This is a genomic window from Capnocytophaga bilenii, from assembly GCF_017565765.1.
Taxonomy (GTDB): domain Bacteria; phylum Bacteroidota; class Bacteroidia; order Flavobacteriales; family Flavobacteriaceae; genus Capnocytophaga; species Capnocytophaga bilenii.
This window is the reverse complement of sequence record NZ_JAGDYP010000003.1, coordinates 318390-335984: the sequence shown is the minus strand read 5'-3', so window position 1 is coordinate 335984 and position 17595 is coordinate 318390. Positions and strand designations below refer to the sequence as shown.

General features: G+C 38.4%; 18 protein-coding genes. 4 read left to right on the top strand and 14 right to left on the bottom strand.

Annotated features, from left to right (window positions below; translation table 11 throughout):
- Positions 1–291: 291 nt before the first annotated feature.
- The gene (gene gdhA, locus J4N46_RS05955; RefSeq protein WP_208058532.1) at positions 292–1632 is read right to left on the bottom strand and encodes an NADP-specific glutamate dehydrogenase; all 1341 of its coding nucleotides are present in this window, start codon (positions 1630–1632) and stop codon (positions 292–294) included.
- Positions 1633–1851: 219 nt separating this feature from the next.
- Here gdhA and J4N46_RS05950 point away from each other — a divergent pair, with 219 nt between their 5' ends.
- Positions 1852–2382 (top strand): hypothetical protein, encoded by a 531-nt coding sequence (locus J4N46_RS05950; protein WP_208058531.1) that lies wholly within the window; start codon positions 1852–1854, stop codon positions 2380–2382.
- Between the two features lie 92 nt (positions 2383–2474).
- On the opposite strand, the gene tsf is transcribed toward J4N46_RS05950, so the two are convergent.
- The 13 genes from tsf to rnpA form a co-directional block, all read right to left on the bottom strand.
- On the bottom strand, positions 2475–3437 hold the full coding sequence (gene tsf, locus J4N46_RS05945) for a translation elongation factor Ts (RefSeq protein WP_208058530.1): 963 nt from the start codon (positions 3435–3437) through the stop codon (positions 2475–2477).
- Positions 3438–3528: 91 nt separating this feature from the next.
- Positions 3529–4254, bottom strand: a complete 726-nt coding sequence (gene rpsB / locus J4N46_RS05940) for a 30S ribosomal protein S2 (RefSeq protein WP_009415308.1) — start codon at positions 4252–4254, stop codon at positions 3529–3531.
- 145 nt (positions 4255–4399) lie between these two features.
- Entirely contained in the window at positions 4400–4786 is a 387-nt protein-coding gene (gene rpsI, locus J4N46_RS05935; protein ID WP_208058529.1) for a 30S ribosomal protein S9, read from the bottom strand.
- Complete coding sequence (gene rplM, locus J4N46_RS05930; protein WP_034556855.1) at positions 4786–5241, bottom strand: 50S ribosomal protein L13; 456 nt, start codon at positions 5239–5241, stop codon at positions 4786–4788. Before rplM ends, rpsI begins: the two co-directional genes overlap by 1 nt.
- Positions 5242–5405: 164 nt before the next feature.
- On the bottom strand, positions 5406–6143 hold the full coding sequence (locus tag J4N46_RS05925) for a hypothetical protein (RefSeq protein ID WP_208058528.1): 738 nt from the start codon (positions 6141–6143) through the stop codon (positions 5406–5408).
- Positions 6130–6723, bottom strand: a complete 594-nt coding sequence (locus tag J4N46_RS05920) for an HmuY family protein (protein WP_009751356.1) — start codon at positions 6721–6723, stop codon at positions 6130–6132. The genes J4N46_RS05925 and J4N46_RS05920 overlap by 14 nt, the downstream gene beginning before the upstream one ends.
- 467 nt (positions 6724–7190) lie before the next feature.
- Positions 7191–7916: an SMI1/KNR4 family protein gene (locus tag J4N46_RS05915; RefSeq protein ID WP_208058527.1), complete on the bottom strand. Its 726-nt coding sequence runs from the start codon at positions 7914–7916 to the stop codon at positions 7191–7193.
- Between the two features lies 1 nt (position 7917).
- Positions 7918–8169, bottom strand: a complete 252-nt coding sequence (locus tag J4N46_RS05910; protein WP_107782578.1) for a hypothetical protein — start codon at positions 8167–8169, stop codon at positions 7918–7920.
- The gene (locus tag J4N46_RS05905; protein ID WP_236013765.1) at positions 8166–8582 is read right to left on the bottom strand and encodes a hypothetical protein; all 417 of its coding nucleotides are present in this window, start codon (positions 8580–8582) and stop codon (positions 8166–8168) included. Before J4N46_RS05905 ends, J4N46_RS05910 begins: the two co-directional genes overlap by 4 nt.
- A 95-nt stretch (positions 8583–8677) precedes the next feature.
- Complete coding sequence (locus J4N46_RS05900) at positions 8678–8992, bottom strand: DUF6922 domain-containing protein (RefSeq protein ID WP_208058526.1); 315 nt, start codon at positions 8990–8992, stop codon at positions 8678–8680.
- 54 nt (positions 8993–9046) lie between these two features.
- Positions 9047–9610, bottom strand: coding sequence for a phosphoribosylglycinamide formyltransferase (purN, locus tag J4N46_RS05895; RefSeq protein ID WP_208058525.1), 564 nt, complete (start codon positions 9608–9610; stop codon positions 9047–9049).
- A 140-nt stretch (positions 9611–9750) separates the two neighbouring features.
- Positions 9751–10824, bottom strand: coding sequence for a Fic family protein (locus tag J4N46_RS05890; RefSeq protein WP_208058524.1), 1074 nt, complete (start codon positions 10822–10824; stop codon positions 9751–9753).
- On the bottom strand, positions 10821–11195 hold the full coding sequence (gene rnpA / locus J4N46_RS05885; RefSeq protein WP_208058523.1) for a ribonuclease P protein component: 375 nt from the start codon (positions 11193–11195) through the stop codon (positions 10821–10823). Before rnpA ends, J4N46_RS05890 begins: the two co-directional genes overlap by 4 nt.
- Before the next feature lie 624 nt (positions 11196–11819).
- Between rnpA and J4N46_RS05880 the strand changes: the two genes are divergently transcribed.
- Genes J4N46_RS05880 through J4N46_RS05870 form a run of 3 tightly spaced genes read left to right on the top strand, consistent with a single transcriptional unit; the run spans position 11820 to position 17574 of the window.
- Complete coding sequence (locus tag J4N46_RS05880) at positions 11820–15191, top strand: SusC/RagA family TonB-linked outer membrane protein (RefSeq protein WP_208058522.1); 3372 nt, start codon at positions 11820–11822, stop codon at positions 15189–15191.
- Positions 15192–15204: 13 nt separating this feature from the next.
- Positions 15205–16713 carry a RagB/SusD family nutrient uptake outer membrane protein gene (locus J4N46_RS05875; protein WP_208058521.1) on the top strand — a complete coding sequence of 503 codons (1509 nt, stop codon included), beginning with the start codon at positions 15205–15207 and terminating at the stop codon, positions 16711–16713.
- A 15-nt stretch (positions 16714–16728) separates the two neighbouring features.
- Positions 16729–17574 (top strand): zinc-binding metallopeptidase, encoded by an 846-nt coding sequence (locus J4N46_RS05870; protein ID WP_208058520.1) that lies wholly within the window; start codon positions 16729–16731, stop codon positions 17572–17574.
- Positions 17575–17595: the final 21 nt, after the last annotated feature.

Genomic DNA, 17595 nt, shown 5'->3' with positions numbered 1-17595 from the left:
CGTGTTGTTTCTTATTCGCTCCTGAGCGCCTATCGTCTCATTTGCGGGTGCAAAGGTACGGCGTTTTTTTAATTCTCCAAATTTTTTACCAAGTTTTTTTTAAGTTTTTTTACTCATTATTTGTAAAATACTGATTATCAATAGTAAATAAATGAAAGTTTTTTGGAGGATTTTGTGGAAGGCAAGCCGAATGGGAAGCAAATTGGTGAAACAAGTGGGAGTGCTAAAACCAAAAAGAGCCGCTTCATTTTGCAGAAGCAGCTCTTTATATTTATTGTTTGTCTTTTGTAATTATACCACACCTTGGTCAAGCATAGCGTGCGCTACTTTCATAAAGCCCGCTATGTTAGCACCTTTCACGTAGTTAATATAACCTTCTTCTTGTCCGTATTTTAAACAAGCGTTATGGATAGACTCCATAATATGGTGTAATTTAGCATCTACTTCTTCAGCTCTCCACGCAAGGTGTGCCGCATTTTGGGTCATTTCAAGACCAGAAGTAGCTACCCCTCCTGCATTCACCGCTTTACCTGGGGCAAATGGTAATTTAGCATCTTGGAAAGCCTTGATGGCTTCCGGAGTACAACCCATATTCGATACTTCAGCTACCAATTTCACACCGTTAGCTATAAGCATTTTAGCATCTTCTTCGTTCAATTCATTTTGGAAAGCACAAGGCAACGCAATATCACAAGGGATTACCCACGCTTTTTTGCCAGCGGTAAATTTACTTTCTTTAGCAAATTTTTCAGCAAAAGGAGCCACGATATTGCGGTTAGAAGCGCGAAGCTCCAATAAGTAATCAATCATTTCGTGAGTCATACCTCCTGGCACTTCTACACAACCATCAGGCCCTGATAAACCAATCACTTTAGCCCCTAATTGAGTAGCTTTTTGCGATGCACCCCAAGCTACATTACCAAAGCCAGATACTACCACACGTTGTCCTTTAAGGTCTTTGCCAAGTTTTTTAAGCATATGGTCTACGAAGTAAAGTGCCCCATAACCTGTAGCTTCAGGGCGGATAAGAGAACCACCCCAGTTAATACCCTTTCCTGTAAGTACCCCTGTATTGTACTCGCGAGCCAATTTTTTGTACATTCCGTACATATAGCCTATTTCGCGACCGCCTACACCCACATCTCCTGCAGGTACATCAGTATCAGGACCTATATGTTGCCAAAGTTCAAGCATAAACGCTTGGCAAAAACGCATAATTTCAGCATCCGATTTACCGGTAGGGTCAAAGTCTGAACCTCCTTTAGCCCCCCCCATAGGTAGGGTAGTAAGCGCATTTTTGAAAGTTTGTTCAAAGCCTAAGAACTTAAGCATTGAAGGGTTTACCGCTTTGTGAAAACGAATACCTCCTTTGTAAGGGCCTATAGCAGCATTAAATTGTACACGGTAGCCCAAGTTGGTTTGTACTTCGCCTTTATCATCCACCCAATCTACACGGAAAGTGAAGATACGATCAGGCTCAACAATACGTTCAATAATTTTAGCTTTGGCAAATTCTGGGTGTTGGTTGTAAACCTCTTGCACAGATTCAAGTACCTCGTGCACTGCCTGCAAATACTCTTTCTCTCCAGGGTGTTTAGCCTCTAAAGAGCTCATAATTTTATTTACATCCATAGTAATAAAAATGTTTATAAAAATGTTTGATTATTAACCTCAATTCGTTATTGAAGCACAAAGGTAATCAATATTTTTATATCCTACAAATAAAAAATACAAAAAAAGCAAAATATTAACGTAAGTATAAGAATATAAGGGTAAAAGCACGAAAATAAAAAACTGCTATAACAGCATATATGAAAAACTTTTCGTAATTTTGCCACAAAAAATAAGACAGTGTATTCAGAAATTTTAGACGTAAAAACACCCGTACTCACGCTGAATAAGCAGCGTATTGTAAGGCTGGGCGATTTTCTCATTCCACCCTCGTATCAGCAATTTTCATTTGAATTAGGCTACGGGCGCCTCCTTGAACTTTTTTTTACTTATATCCCTATGGGCGAAAGTAATTATACTAATACTTTGGAAGAGCAAAATGCGTATTTAAAGAGTATTTTTCAATCCTACCTAACAAATCCCGCCCCTCCTAAGCTACTACACGATCCTGTAAATTATAGGCTTATTGCCAATGCCGAGCCTTTTTTATTTGGCGAAAATGGTGAAGTAGTATTTTGGGATAGCGAACACCCCACTGCCGATGGTGAATGCCCTATTTATTTGGCGTGTTTTCCTATAGGTATCTATTTTGTAGGAAATAACTTTAGTGAGTTTATAGAAACCCTCACCCACCCTACTTCCTTTAAAAACATTCTCAAATACTACAACGAGGCTTTACCACCCACTTTTGAACCTTTAGAAATAGAATAATGTATAAACCAAAGAGGCTGCCCCCAAAAGGACAGCCTCAAAATAGTTATAGTTATGAAAAAATTATAACACCTATTTAAAATAGTATTATACTATAATGCTACACGCTTGAAAGCTACAACTTCTACATTTTTAGATTTTACAAAATCTGACACTTTTTTGCTTTCGTCATAGATATACACTTGGTCAAGCAGTGCTTTTTCTTGGTCGAGGGTAGTGTTGTCGCTGATGAAACGTTGAACTTTACCAGGAAGGATTTTATCCCAAATTTGTTCTGGTTTGCCTTCAGCTTTTAGTTCAGCTTTAGCATCTGCTTCAGCTTTAGCCAATACTTCAGGAGTAAGCTGAGCTTGTGATACGTATTGAGGTACGTGTTTTAGCGGTTTGCCCAAACGGTGTAGTTCTTCGTTTTCTTTTTCAATGATAGCGATACGCGCTTCAGTTTCTTTAGCGATGTATTCAGCTGAAAATTCTTTGTAAGAAAGTTTTTCAGCACCCATAGCAGCAACCTGCATTGCTAAGTTTTTACCTACTTCAGCAGCATCAGCTATAGCAGATGAAAGTCCTACAATAGCAGCAATTTTGTTACCATTATGTATATAAGAAGCCACAAAAGGAGCTTCTAATTTTTCAAAAGCACCGATTTCAATTTTCTCACCAATAACCCCTGTTTGTTCAGTAAGTTTTTCGGCTACTGATAATCCTTTGTAATTTGCAGCTAATAAATCTTCTTTGCTGTTTACGCCAAGCGCAAGTTCAGCCAAATCTTTAGCAAATGCTACGAAGTCAGCGTTTTTAGCTACGAAGTCGGTTTCGCAGTTAAGAGAAATGATAGCACCTACAGTATTATTACCATTTACTTTAGCTATAACAGCCCCTTCGCTAGAGTCGCGGTCGGCACGTTTAGCTGCTACTTTCTGACCTTTTTTGCGCAATACTTCAATTGCTTTATCAAAATCGCCTTCTGCTTCTATAAGGGCTGCTTTACAGTCCATCATACCAGCACCTGTGGCTTGTCTTAATTTATTTACTTCTGCGGCGGTAATATTTGCCATTTTTATTAATGTTTAGTGTTTAATGATTAATGATTAATGCTGATGAATTGTATTATTCAACTTTTACATTAATCATTAATCATTGTATTAATTATTCATTAGAGTTATTTTCTTTGTTAGCTTCAGCTGTTCTGCTTGCAAGACCTTCATTGATAGCTTCGGTGAAGTATGAAAGTACTTTTTCGATTGATTTTGAAGCGTCATCGTTAGCAGGGATAGGGAAGTCAACTTCGCGAGGGTCAGAGTTTGTATCAACCATAGCGAAAATAGGAATGTTTAATTTTTGAGCTTCTTTTACAGCGATGTGCTCACGAAGTGTATCTACTACAAAAAGAGCAGCTGGCAAACGTTGCATATCGGCGATAGAACCTAAGTTTTTCTCAAGTTTTTCGCGCATACGTTCTACGTGTAGTTTTTCACGTTTTGAAAGGGTATCGAAAGTACCGTCTTTCTTCATTTTGTCAATAGATGACATTTTTTTAACTGCCTTACGGATAGTAACGAAGTTGGTAAGCATACCACCAGGCCAACGTTCTGTAATATAAGGCATTTTTACTGATTTAGCTTTTTCGGCAACTACATCTTTAGCTTGTTTTTTAGTCGCTACGAATAGTACTTTTTTGCCTGAAGCTACGATTTTTTTGAGGGCTTCGGTAGCCTCTTCAATTTTTGCAGCGGTTTTGTACAAGTTGATTACGTGGATACCGTTGCGTTCCATATAGATGTAAGGTGCCATATTAGGGTTCCACTTACGGGTAAGGTGACCGAAGTGTACACCTGCATCTAATAATTCTTTAATTTCTATGTTATTTGCCATTTTTTTTAAATAGTTTACGTTCCTAAAAAGTTAGCAATAGCTTGGAGAGGCTTTTGCCGCCTGAGCTATTTGGATGCTAAACTAAGGAGCAAATTTAATTTTGAATTTTAAATTTTGAATTAAGAACTCAAAATTCATAATTATTCTAACGTTTAGAGAATTGGAATCTCTTACGTGCTTTTTTCTGACCGAATTTTTTACGTTCTACCATACGAGGGTCGCGAGTAAGGAACCCTTCGGGTTTCAATACAGCTCTGTTTTCTACATCTACTTGGCAAAGAGCGCGAGCGATAGCCAAACGGATAGCTTCAGCTTGCCCTGTGATACCTCCACCATATACGTTTACTTTCACATCGTAAGCAGCCTCAGCGCCAAGTAGTGCAAGAGGTTGTTTTACTTTGTATTGCAAAGTAGCGGTAGTAAAATAGTTATTAAGGTCGCGTTTATTTACGCTGATAGAACCATTACCAGGTTTTAGGTAGATACGCGCTACGGCGGTTTTTCGTCTACCGATAGTGTGAATTACTTCCATTATTTGAGATCGTTTAAGTTAATGGCAGTAGGTTGTTGTGCTTCGTGTTTATGCTCAGTACCTACATACACTTTCAAATTACGTAAAACTGCTGCACCCAATCTAGTTTTAGGAAGCATCCCTTTTACAGCTTTTTCGATGATGCGTTCTGGGTGTTTTGCCAATAGTTGTTTCACTCCCACAGTGCGTTGTCCTCCTGGGTAACCTGTGTGGCGAAGATAAGTTTTGTCTTCCCATTTGTTACCTGTAAGGTTAATTTTTTCGGCATTGATAACGATTACGTTATCGCCACAATCTACGTGGGGTGTAAAGTTAGGCTTGTACTTACCACGTAGCAATTTAGCCACTTTAGAGGCAAGACGACCTAAAGTTTGTCCGTCAGCATCAACAATTACCCACTGTTTAGTAACAGTAGCTTTGTTGGCTGAAACTGTTTTGTAGCTTAGTGTGTCCACTTCGTTGCAATTTTTATAAATTAAACATTCCTTTATTTTGGAGTGCTTATGATGGGGCACTCCTATTTTTAGGGCGCAAAAGTACAACTTTTTTTTGAAACAGCAAAAAAAATTAATTAACAAATTTCAAAATCGCCAAATTGGCAAATTAGCTAATTAGCAAATCAAAACTTATTTTGCTCTATAATTTCTTTATTAGCGCATAAGTAAGTCAGCCAAATATAATCAAAAAGATGTTTTTTACCATTGTGCTTACCTCTATTTTTCTTTTGCTTAGCAAGGTTCAGTATATATTTATTAGGCATTTCTGTCTGAAAGGTCAAAACACCTTCCTTGTCAGTAATACCGGTAATACTTTTATTTACTGAAAAATCAAAGGTAACTTTCTCTTTCTTTAGTCCTCTTTTTTTGTAGAAGGCTCTATACTCCTGCTCGTCTCCTTTAGCGGGAGCCACCCCCAATCTAAAAAACGATTTATCACCCAAGACAACCGTTTCAGTCAGCGGTTTTGTACTCACAAAAGCAACGGACTGATACCTCAAGCGCATCCGTTTGTATACTTTAGCCACCAAATGATTAATATTCAATTTGTAAATGCCCTCTTCTTCTACCTTAAAATGGGCGTAATAACACCATTCTGACTGCTTCTTTTCCAAAACAGTCTCTTTCCCCGAAGGAGAGATGAGTGAAAGTGAAAGCGTATTCAAGTCTGAGTACCATTTAGCAGTAGGGGTAGGCTTATTGGTTTCATTCGGTTCACCGAAGAAAATGCGCACCTCGTGCCAATCGCCTATCTTTGCCTCTGTGTTGGTTTCAATCCAAATAGCGTGTCCCATCGCCTGCTGAGCCAGCAGAGCTAGCAATATCCATAAATACCTCATTTTTGCATTAAAAATTTTCATTATCACTTAATTTATATCTAAAACTAGGATAGCCTCCTTTTAGTTTTTCATTCACATAGTCATAAAACTGTATTTTCACAAACTTACCTTTAGCTGTTTTCAGCAAGTAAACCTCATTTCTATTTTTGTATTTCCCTCCACTGATATAGGTTACATAAAGCGAAGCCTCTTGAGAAAAAGTACCTTCTTTTTTAGTTTCGACGTTTTTTACTACGTCCCAACCGTTTAGCGTTCCTATCGCATCTACTTTATAGCCTGTCGGAGGGGCTATAATTACCTTGTTCCAATCTGTTTTTTTAGTGTTAATAGCACCCCCCTTTCCTTTGCCGGAGGTACCGCTATTGGTTTTCACATACCAACGTTGGAAAGCTATATCCCACGTAAGGTCAGTTTCAGGCGAACTCACCTCTACAATAGCACCTTTTTCAAGCGAGTAATACACCCATTTTTCATACGATGTAGCATTTAGCATCTTTACATCATTAGTAACAGACAAGGGTTCTGCCTCATCTTTTTCTTTTTTACAAGCAATCAAACTCAGACTGCCCACTACTGATAAAATAAATACTTTGTAATTCATAGTTTTGTTATTTGAGTGGGCAAAGGTATAAAATATTTTTATATAAACCTAAAATATAATTTTAATTATTAATAAATTTATTTTTACATATATTTTAAAACAATGTTTGAAAAGAAATTAAAACCCTCATCAACAGAAGATTTCATCACTACTAACACAAAAAAACACTGTTTTATCAGCCTTCAACAGCGTCTTAAAACAGTGTTTTTTATTCTTTTTTTTAATCTTCTCATCGACAAATCGGCAAATCGACAAATCGCCTTTTTCTCCAACTGATAGAGTTTTTTTGATATATTTTTTTACCGTTTAGGTCATATTGTTAATATTTAGAGGGCTTATAAAGCTATTTGCGTGGTAAAGTCCACCATCTTTTAAACAAGTATCGGTGAAGCCCCCTATTGAGGATAATTGTTGCCAAAAATGCAGTTATTAGTGGAACTTGCATAAGCCTTTGGCTTTTAATTCATTTATTCAGCTTCTGAGACTTCTTGAAAATCATCGTCATCATCATAGGAAGTGTAATCCCATTCTAAGCCAAAGTTTTCCATAGCGTCTAAAAGAGTATCAAATAACTTTTGTTGAGTGCTACCTGTAAAAATAGCAGTGGCTCGGTTTGAGTCTTGATGTATGGCAAGGGTAATGACTATTTGAAAATCGGTATCGGTAAAGGTGCGTTGTCCTTCCCAACTGAGAGAGGTGAGTTCGGTATATTGTTTTTCTATATGGGCAACTGCTCCTGTGGGTACTTCAAAGTCTTCCATTTTCCAACCGCCCATTGCATTAGCATTGTAACGCAAGCCTCCCATCACACCGTTGTAAATAGCTATGTACAGCCAAAAGTCGGAGAGACTTTGAGTTTCTTGTATCCAATTGGGGTCGGTTTCGGAGCCGTAATTACCCCAAACGGGAGGGTTGGGGTTGGTTAAATCTTCTTTGCGGATAGCCCACATCACTACTCCTTGGTTTTCTTCACAAAAGCATAAGTAATCGCCTGCAAAATACATTTGCAGAGGTGTTGCCAACGAGTTATAGGATTGGTTTATACTTTTGGTTGCCCCTAACTGTAAATAATACGCTCGGAACTCCTCAGGCAAAGTGATGTGTAAGCGTTTTTCGGCTTTTAACAACTGTGCTTGCGAGAAGCCCTTGCAGTTCTTTGGTGTGAGATTGTATAGTTTTTTAATGTTTTCCATATTAATATTTCAATAAATAAAAGCCCCATATCATATTGCTAAACTCTCCTGCTACAAAGCTGTGTGTCTCGCCGTTTATCACTACTTCATAAAGGGTAAAAGATTTTTCGGCGTGGTAGAGAGGGTCTGTTACTTTTACATATTCTCCCGTTTCTTGCCATTTGTAATCAAATATATTTACGCCAAAGAGTTTTACCTCGCCTTCTACTCCCGAGGTTTCAAACTGCCACGTTTTTTGCTTGAATAATTTCATTCTTTAATTATTTTTCTACCAATAAAATTCATTTGAAAGCTATCTTTTTCTTTAGTGAGTATAAGCTGTTGTTGCTCAAAGAACATTAAGAGTCTTTCGTTTTCTGGGAATGTGAATTTGCTTGCTATCTCATTGTTCTCTAATGAAAACTCACAAAAAGTATTTGTTTTTTCGTAACAATCCATTAAAAAGAGATGTTTTTCATCTTTAGAAAGCTTAAGATTGTCAAATTTTATATTGAAAGGACTTAAATCATAATCTTTATAAGTGCCATCGGGTGCTATTTTACGGATAATGGATAGAAGTTCTCTTTCGTTATTACATAAATTCATATAAATATTGCCTTTACTGTCTTTTACTACAGACCTATAAGGGGCAGTATTGAAAAGTATCTCTATTTTATCTTTTATCAAATCGTAACGTTGAATATTTCCATCTTCTCTTTATTTCTCCAATCTTCAAAAAACATTTCTTATCAACTAATTGTCAAATCGACAAATTAGCTAATTTATTCTAGTCTCTTTCGGGATTGTTTGTTCTTGTAACATTGCAATTCGTTTAAATCTATATCAAAGATTTTAGATACAAAATTCATATCTATTTCATTCAAAAAAGGAACCTGCTTGATAATTTCTATAAAATTTTCAAGCCCATTATACTTCTGGATAGCTGCATAAAAGTCAGTATCCCAACCTCGTTCTATAACTCTTTGCACCACTATTTTTTTACCTTTCTCCCAATCGAAGGTGTCGAGGTCATAGTCCCACAATAACGAGGGGGATATTTCCATCTTCTCTTTATTTTTCCAATCTTCAAAAAACATAACTTTTTAATTAGCAAATTTGAAAATTAGCAAATTGGCTGATTTTCTCATTTGCTAATTTACTAATTTGCTTATTACTTCAGGAAAATGTTGGTACTCTAATTGGTGTATTTTTTCTGCTAAAGTGTCGGGGGTATCGGTGGGGAGTACCTCTGTTTTAGCTTGAAAAATGATATTTCCTTCGTCGTAATGCTCATTTACATAGTGGATAGTGATGCCGCTTTCTGTTTCGCGATTATCAATAACTGCTTGGTGTACGTGTGCGCCATACATTCCTTTGCCTCCGTATTTTGGTAATAGTGAAGGGTGTATGTTGATAATCTTATCAGGGAATGTCTCAGTAAGGTAGGGGGGTACTTTCCAGAGGAAGCCCGCCAATACTATAAGATCAGGCTGCAAACTTTTGAGGATATTGAGTACAATATCAGAATGATAGAATGCTTGCCTATCGAATACTATTGAGGGAATAGCGAGGCGTTTGGCGCGTGCTAGTACGCCTGCTTGTGGGTTGTTGCAAAGGATAGCTTGCACTTGTGCTGTGCCTTTTTCGGCAAAATAGGTAGCGATGCGCTCGGCATTGGAACCTGAACCTGAGGCGAAGATTACTAATTTTTGCATCTTATGTTAGGGTTTAGTTTTATATTAGGTAAGTTCGGAATTTGTATGTTTTTTCTTTATAATTTACGAATGTGGAAAAAAAACGTCTTTTTTTTCCACGTTGCATAGCGTATAGAAAAAAAGAGCGTTTTTTTTCCACGTTATACTTTTTCTCCTATAAGCACTTTTATTAGAAATTCATTTATATAATAGTTTGTTTTTCCTATTTTTAGTTTTTCTAAAAGTCCTATTTCGGTAATAGCATCTAAATAATTTTGGGCTGTACGTCTTGTTACATTCAAATCTGCTTCTAAAAACTCTATTTTGGTATATGGGTTTTTAAAAAGGTTGTTTAGTAGATCTTGGCTATAGATTTTTGGCAGTTCTGTACGGAGGCGTTGTTTGGTGTTTTGCATTAGTGTTTTGATATTTTCTACCAAACTTATGGTTTCAATAGCTGTTACTTCTACTCCTTTTAGTAGGTACAATATCAGTGTTTGCCAGTCGCCGTGAGTTCTTACCCCTTGCAATGCCTTGTAATAATCGTCTTTGTACTGAATAATATACCTACTGAGGTATAGTACAGGAAGATCTAACAATCCTTCTAATACTAAATACAAGATATTGATAATACGCCCTGTACGTCCGTTCCCATCATAAAAAGGGTGTATACTTTCAAATTGATAGTGTATAATTGCCATTTTAGTTAGAGGGTCGAGGTCTGAGAAATTGGGGTCGTTGATGAATCGCTCTAAGTTTGCCATTAGGTTTAGGATTTCATTTTTATCTTGTGGTGGGGTATATACTACCTCTTTTTTGCTGTTGATGAGTTTTGTGCCTGCTTGCGTTCTAAATCCTGCTTTATTTTCTTCTAATTGTTCTTGTATCAGTAATATATGTTTGTTTAATAAGAGTTTTTCTTTACGTACAATTTCAAATCCCATTTTCAATCCTTTAGCATAATTAACAACTTCTTTGCTTGCAGGATTTGTTTCTATCATAATATGTTCTTTATAGAGGTCATCGTGAGTAGTAACTATATTTTCGATTTCGCTACTACTTTTTGCTTCTTGAAGTGAAAGTGTATTAATAAGTATTTGCTCATTTGGAATGGTTTTAACAATTCCTTTGAGTTCTGCCAAATGCCTATGCGAGAGGTTTAGTTGTTTGAGTATTTCGCGTGTTTCCACTTCTGCTGGGGGTGGTAATAGTGATAGGCTAAAGTTATTTATCATATTTTATCGTTTTTGATGTTAGGGTTTAGTTTTTCAATCAGTTGGGTGAGGGTGTGGTAGATGTGTTGGTAGGTGGTGAGTTCTTTACCTATATATATGATTGCTAAGGCATAGGGTGTGGTGGGGTGTGGTAGGTGGTGTTTTTGCAACCTGTAGGCTTCACGAATGAGGCGTTTTAGGCGGTTGCGATGTACTGCTTTTTTGAATGTGCGTTTTGGCACGCTTACCAGTAGTTGATAAGGTGCTTGTAGCGTGTGTATGGGGGTATAAAGCAGCTTGAGGGGATAGATGGTGTGGCTATCGGGGGCTGAAAATAGCTGCTGTATATGGTCACGCTTGCATAGCTTTTCGTTTTTAGAGAATGTAAACAAGGTCTTTGAACTATAAAATAATGCGCAAAGGTAAGAAGTAATTAGCAAATTAGCAAATTTGTGTTGCCGACTTTCCTTCACTTATCCTTCGCTGAACCTTCGCTCAATGTTCGCTCAAGGTAAGGGGAAGGTAAGGGGAAGGTATGTTTTGAACAATGGGCTAACGGCTCATTATTTTATATACATTTTATAGTATTGGCATAGTTTTTGAGGTGATAGGCGCTCTTTTGAATTGAGGTGTTTTTAGGGGTATTTAGGGCTGTTAATGAATGTTAAATTTTAGAAGGGTAGAAGTGTGCCACAAAAGGAACATCTACGTGTTTATATTTATGCTAATCGTATGATTATAAGTATCTTATGATTATACACTGCCTTGCAACTGTTTTTATTGAAAATATAATAACATTTTTAAGATATTGATTGATAAAAATAGATATTTAAAAGGAAATATATTATATAAATTTCAACTATTTATATTTTTCATTGCATTATTATCAAAATCTATATACAAAAATGTTTTTTTGGCTATTTTGCGGTAGTGATTGAAAAAAAAGTAATAATTATTTGCTTTTATAAATTATTTTTTAAATCTTTGCGGCAGTTAATAGATAAATAATAATAGCGATGAAACAAAAAGTTATGTATTGTTTGTTATGGTCTCTGCTGCTGGTAGGAGGAGCTTATGCGCAGAATTATCGTACCATAACAGGGGAGGTAAAAGATGATACTGGTGACCCCCTTGCTGTTGCCACTGTCGTGGTAAAAGGCTCCTTGAATCACGGTGTAGCTACCGACTTTAATGGGAAGTATACCATAAAGGTACCGGATGACAAGGACGTTGTGCTTGTGTTCTCGCTATTGGGTATGCGCTCGGTGGAGAAAAAAATTGGTAACCAAACGGTTATTAATGTTACCCTGAAAGATGATGTAACTCAAATTGATGGGGTAGATGTAGTAGCTACAGGTTATCAAACTATTGACAAGCAAAAGCTTACTGGGGCTGTACAAACCTTGAAAGCTGACGAAATTAAGATTGATGGTTTGGTGGACGTAGGTCGTATGATTGAAGGACGTGCTGCAGGGGTGAATGTACAGAACATTTCGGGTACATTTGGTACTTCGCCTAAAATCACCATACGTGGTGGTTCATCTATCTTTGGTGATACCAAACCGCTATGGGTAGTGGATGGTGCTGTACAAGAAGAGGTGGTAAACTTGAGCTTTGAGCAATTGGCTTCGGGTGACGCTTCTACTTTGGTGAGTTCGGCGATATCAGGGCTTAATGCTAATGATATTGAAAGCATCGAAATCTTGAAAGATGCTTCGGCACTATCACTATATGGTGCTCGTGCGCTAAACGGTGCGGTAATCATCACTACTAAAGGAGGCAAACGCAATGTGCCTACTAAATTGAACTACCAATTGGAAGAGTCGGTACGAATGGTGCCTACTTACAGCCAATTTGATATAATGAACTCTCAAGAAACAATGTCGGTATACCGTGAGTTGGAGCAAAAAGGGTATTTTGCACTATCATCACACACTCAAGCTCGTTATGGTGGGGTATATAATATGATGTATCGCGCTATAGATAGCTACGACCCTAATACTGGTAGATTTGGGCTTGAAAATACAGAACGCGCTAAACTTGCTTTCTTACGCAAATACGAATATGCTAATACTGACTGGTTTAAAACTTTGTTCCGCCCTTCGCTTACACAAAACCATACTGTGAGCCTTTCAGGGGGTAGTGAAAACTCTAGTACTTATGGTTCGTTAGGTTTTTACGTAGACCCAGGATGGAGTATAGCTGATCGTGTGCATCGTGTAACAGGTAACATTAAATCGTCTTACGACTTATCAAGCAAGGTGAAATTGGGCATCTTGGCACAGGGGTCATTGCGTGCGCAAAAAGCACCTGGTACTTACAACCGTACTTCAAACCCTGTAAATGGTGGTTATGAGCGTGATTTTGACATCAACCCATTTAGCTATGCGCTTAATACCAGCCGTACGCTTCGCCCTTATGACGAGAATGGTAACTTGGAGTACTATCGTTATAACTATGCACCTATGAACATCTTGCACGAGCTGGCTAACAACTATATGGATGTGAATATGCTGGAGTATAAGTTGCAAGGTGATATGGAAATAAAATTGGCTAAAGGGCTAAAATATAACTTTTTGGGGTCATTGCGCCACGTAAAGAGTAGCAATGAACACACTATGACTGAAAAATCAAACATAGTGGGGGCTTATCGTGCTAATGAAACTACTATAGTGGCTAACGCAAACCCTTTCTTGTTTAAAGATCCTAAAAACCCTGATAATTTGCCTGAAGTAGTACTTGCCAATGGAGGTATCTTTAAACTTACTGAAAACAACTTGCAAAGCTACTACTTGCGCAATGCTCTTGAGTATAAAAATTTGTTTAATAAGGTACACGATGTACGCTTGTTCTTAGGACAGGAGTTCCGTCATACTGATCGTGATAACTCATTCTTCTACGGTTATGGTTACCAGTTTAAAAAAGGAGGTACTGCTTTTACCGACTATCGTGCTGTACAAAAGACTATACAAGAGAATGCGCCTTATTTTGGCAAGAGTTTTTACAAAGAACGCGGTATAGCTTTCTTCTCACAAGCGGCTTATACTTATGACGACCGCTATGTGCTATCGGGAACGCTTAACTATGAAGGTAGTAACCAATTGGGTAAAGCTCGTTCATCACGCTGGTTGCCTACTTGGAACGTGAGTGGACGCTGGAATGCGAACAAAGAAAAATTCTTAGACGGAAACAAATACATATCTAACCTTGCGCTACGTGCGAGCTACGGCTTGATAGCAGGCTTGGCAAACGCAAGTAATGCAGTGGCTATCTATGGCAATGATATCACTAACCGCTATTTGCCTGAAGACCGCGAAAGTATGATTTACATACGTGCGCTACAAAATTCAGACCTTACTTGGGAAAAGGTATATGAAACAAATTTTGGGTTTGAACTTGGCTTGTTTAAAAACCGTGCGAACTTATCGGCTGACTTGTACCAAAAGAACTCAAAAGATTTGATAGACTATGTTCGTACTTCGGGTATAGGTGGTGAGCACATCAAATTGGCTAACAACGCTTCGATGGTTACCAAAGGGGTGGAAGTGGCTATAGAAACTCGTAACATTGTAAAAGATGAAACGAACCCTAACTTTAGCTGGAATACAGGTTTCAACTTTGCATACTTTGACCAAGAGATCACTAAGCTTACTTATACACCTAATGCCTTCAACCTAATACGCGAAGTGGGTGGTAACGTAGTAGGCGGACAACGCAATACGATTTATTCCTATCAGTTTGCAGGGCTTAGTGGTAAAGGGTTACCGCTATTCAACCTTAAAGATGGTTCTCGCGACTATAGTGGTATAGATTTTCAAGAAACTGAAGGTATCTTGGAATACTTGAAGAAAGAAGGAGGGGTAGAACCTAACATCACAGGAGGTTTTTCTAACACCTTTAAGTATAAAAACTGGGAACTTAGTTTCCTCATCACTTGGCAAGCAGGTAACAAAATACGTAAATCGCCTGAATATTCAGTAGGATATAGTGATTTGAGTGTATTCCCAAGAGAAATGAAGAATCGTTGGGTGAACCCAGGAGATGAAGCTACTACGCAGATACCTTCTATACCCTCACGAAGAACTGTATATGAAATGCGCTCATTTACCTTGCAACGAGTATACAACACTTATAACTATTCTGATGCTCGCATAGTAGATGGATCGTTTGTACGTATGAAGAGTATAGGCTTAAGCTACAACTTCCCTAAAGATGTGCTTGACGACCTAAAGATAAGCAATCTAACTTTGCGCTTGCAAAGTGCCAATCCGTTCCTTATCTATGCTGATAAAAACTTAAACGGTCAAGATCCAGAGTTCTTCCGTTCAGGCGGGGTAGCTTACCCTATCACAGCACAATATACCTTTACTATCAATCTTGGCATCTAAAAACTGAACGACAATGAAAAGAAATTATTTATATACATATATAGCTGCAGCGGCAATGACTGTAACGCTGAGCTCTTGCGACAAGTTTTTGGACGAGTCGCCTAATCCTCGTGCCGAATTGGATTCGGCAGAGGATGTGCAAGAACTCTTAGTTTCTGCCTATCCAGAAGGTCTCTATATGGGTATTTGCGAAGCGATGAGCGACAACGCTGGTGATAAGGTAAACTTAGGTTCTAACTCTAAAGTGAATGCTGATATGTACTTTTGGCGCAGCAATAACGATGTAAATTTGTATGACACACCTTCGTTCTTTTGGAATAAGACTTGGGCAGCGATAGCAAGTGCCAATCAGGCTTTGGAAGAAGTGAAAAAACTGGGTGGAGGCAGAAATACTGACTACCTAAAGGGTGAAGCCCTTGTGGCACGTGCTTACAACCACTTTATGCTGGGTTTCTTATGGTGCAAGCCATATAACCCTAGTACCGCTGCTGCCGACCTTGGCTTGCCTTATGTGGTTACTCCTGAAACTCACGTATTTGAACGCTACAAACGCATCTCATTAAAAGAATATTACGATGCTATTGAGCGCGACTTACAAGAAGGGTTGCCACTGATAGACAATACTAAGTACAAAAAAGCTCGCTACCACTTCACTACCGAAGCGGCACACGTATTCGCAAGCCGTTTTTACCTAATGAAAGGTGAGTGGGACAGGGTAATATTTCACGCTAATGCCGCTTTGGGTAGCGATCCTACTCCTAAATTGCGCGATATAAAAGGACAACGCGGCTTAGGCTACTACGAGCAAGCACTTAGATACTCGGCTGCTGATGAGCCTGCTAACGCCTTAGTAATGAGCGTAATGTCATCGTTCAACGACGAATTTGCGAGTAACAAATACGGGCTTACCTTAGAACTTTCGGATGCTATTACAGCGGCTATGCCACTAAAAAAAATGGGCTATCCTGCTACTTGGGCTTATTCTTTCTACGGTCTTGACGATTACAGGAATATACCTAAGTTTCAAGAATACTTTAAATACGAAAACGTATCTATAGGTATAGGCGAACGATATAATATGGTGGCTGTACTTACTTATGACGAAGCGTTCCTAAACCGCTTAGAGGCTTATGTAATGACAGACCAAAAGCAAAAATTCTTAGACGATTTCATAACCTTTATGCGTAAAAAAACACGCCAAACCATTCCTGATGATTTTGCGGTTACCGAATCGGAAGTGCGCGAAGGTTATGGCGACCAAGGAGACGTTTTTCACCCTTACTACGAAAGACAACTTACTGAAGAAAGACGTGAGCTGTTACAATGTGTGATGGACATTCGCCGTATGGTATTTTTATTTGAAGGATTACGCTGGTTTGATAACAAACGCCTTGGAATGACCATAGAACACAAAGCAGGTAGCGCGGGTAATGTGTATGTACTAAACAAAGACGACAAACGCCGTGAATTGCAAATACCTATAGATGCTACTAACGCAGGTGTAGCTCCTAACCCACGATAATAAATATAAAGCACTATGAAAAAGAAAAGCCTAATAATGAGCCTTGCAGCCGTTGTGCTGACAGCTTGCAACGATAAAGAAACACTTAACCCTGAAAGTGTGCTTAAAGAAAGTATTGTAGCTCGTACTGCTCTTGACGAATATATTGACGCTACTTTCACACGCCCTTACAATATTACTGTAACTTACAGATACGTAGATTCTGACTTTGACAACAGCCGTTACTTATACCCCCCTACCGAAAGCAAAGTACGCCCTTTGTTGGAAATTGTACGTAGTGTGTGGATAGATGCCTATACCGAGATTGCAGGTCCTAACTTTGTGAAAGAAATAGCACCCCGCCAGATAGCACTCATTGGGGGGCATAACTACAACAGCAGTGGTACACGTACCTTGGGGATAGCAGATAGCGGACTTAAAATTACGCTTTTTGAGGTAGATTTGCTTGACAAACGCAATCAGCGTGCTACTCGTGAATACTTTCACACTATTCAGCACGAGTATTGCCACATTATCAATCAAAAGAAACCTTACGACCCTGATTTTGCAAAGATTACCCCAGATGGATACATTAGTACTTGGTACAACGTATCTACTGCCGAAGCTAACGAAGCGGGATTTATCACCCCCTACTCTATGCTTAATGACAAAGAAGACTTTGCTGAAATCACCTCGGGAATGCTAAGCGGCTCACGTGCTGCTTGGGACGCACGCGTAGATGCTATTAGCAGTGCTACAGGTAAAGCTGCTATACGCCGTAAAGAAGCCTTTGTAGCAGACTATTTCAAGAAAAAATGGAATATAGACATCTATGAGCTACAAGCTAAAGTAGAAGATAAAATGATAGCTGCTTTGCGATAGACCCTTTAGTGCATATATAAC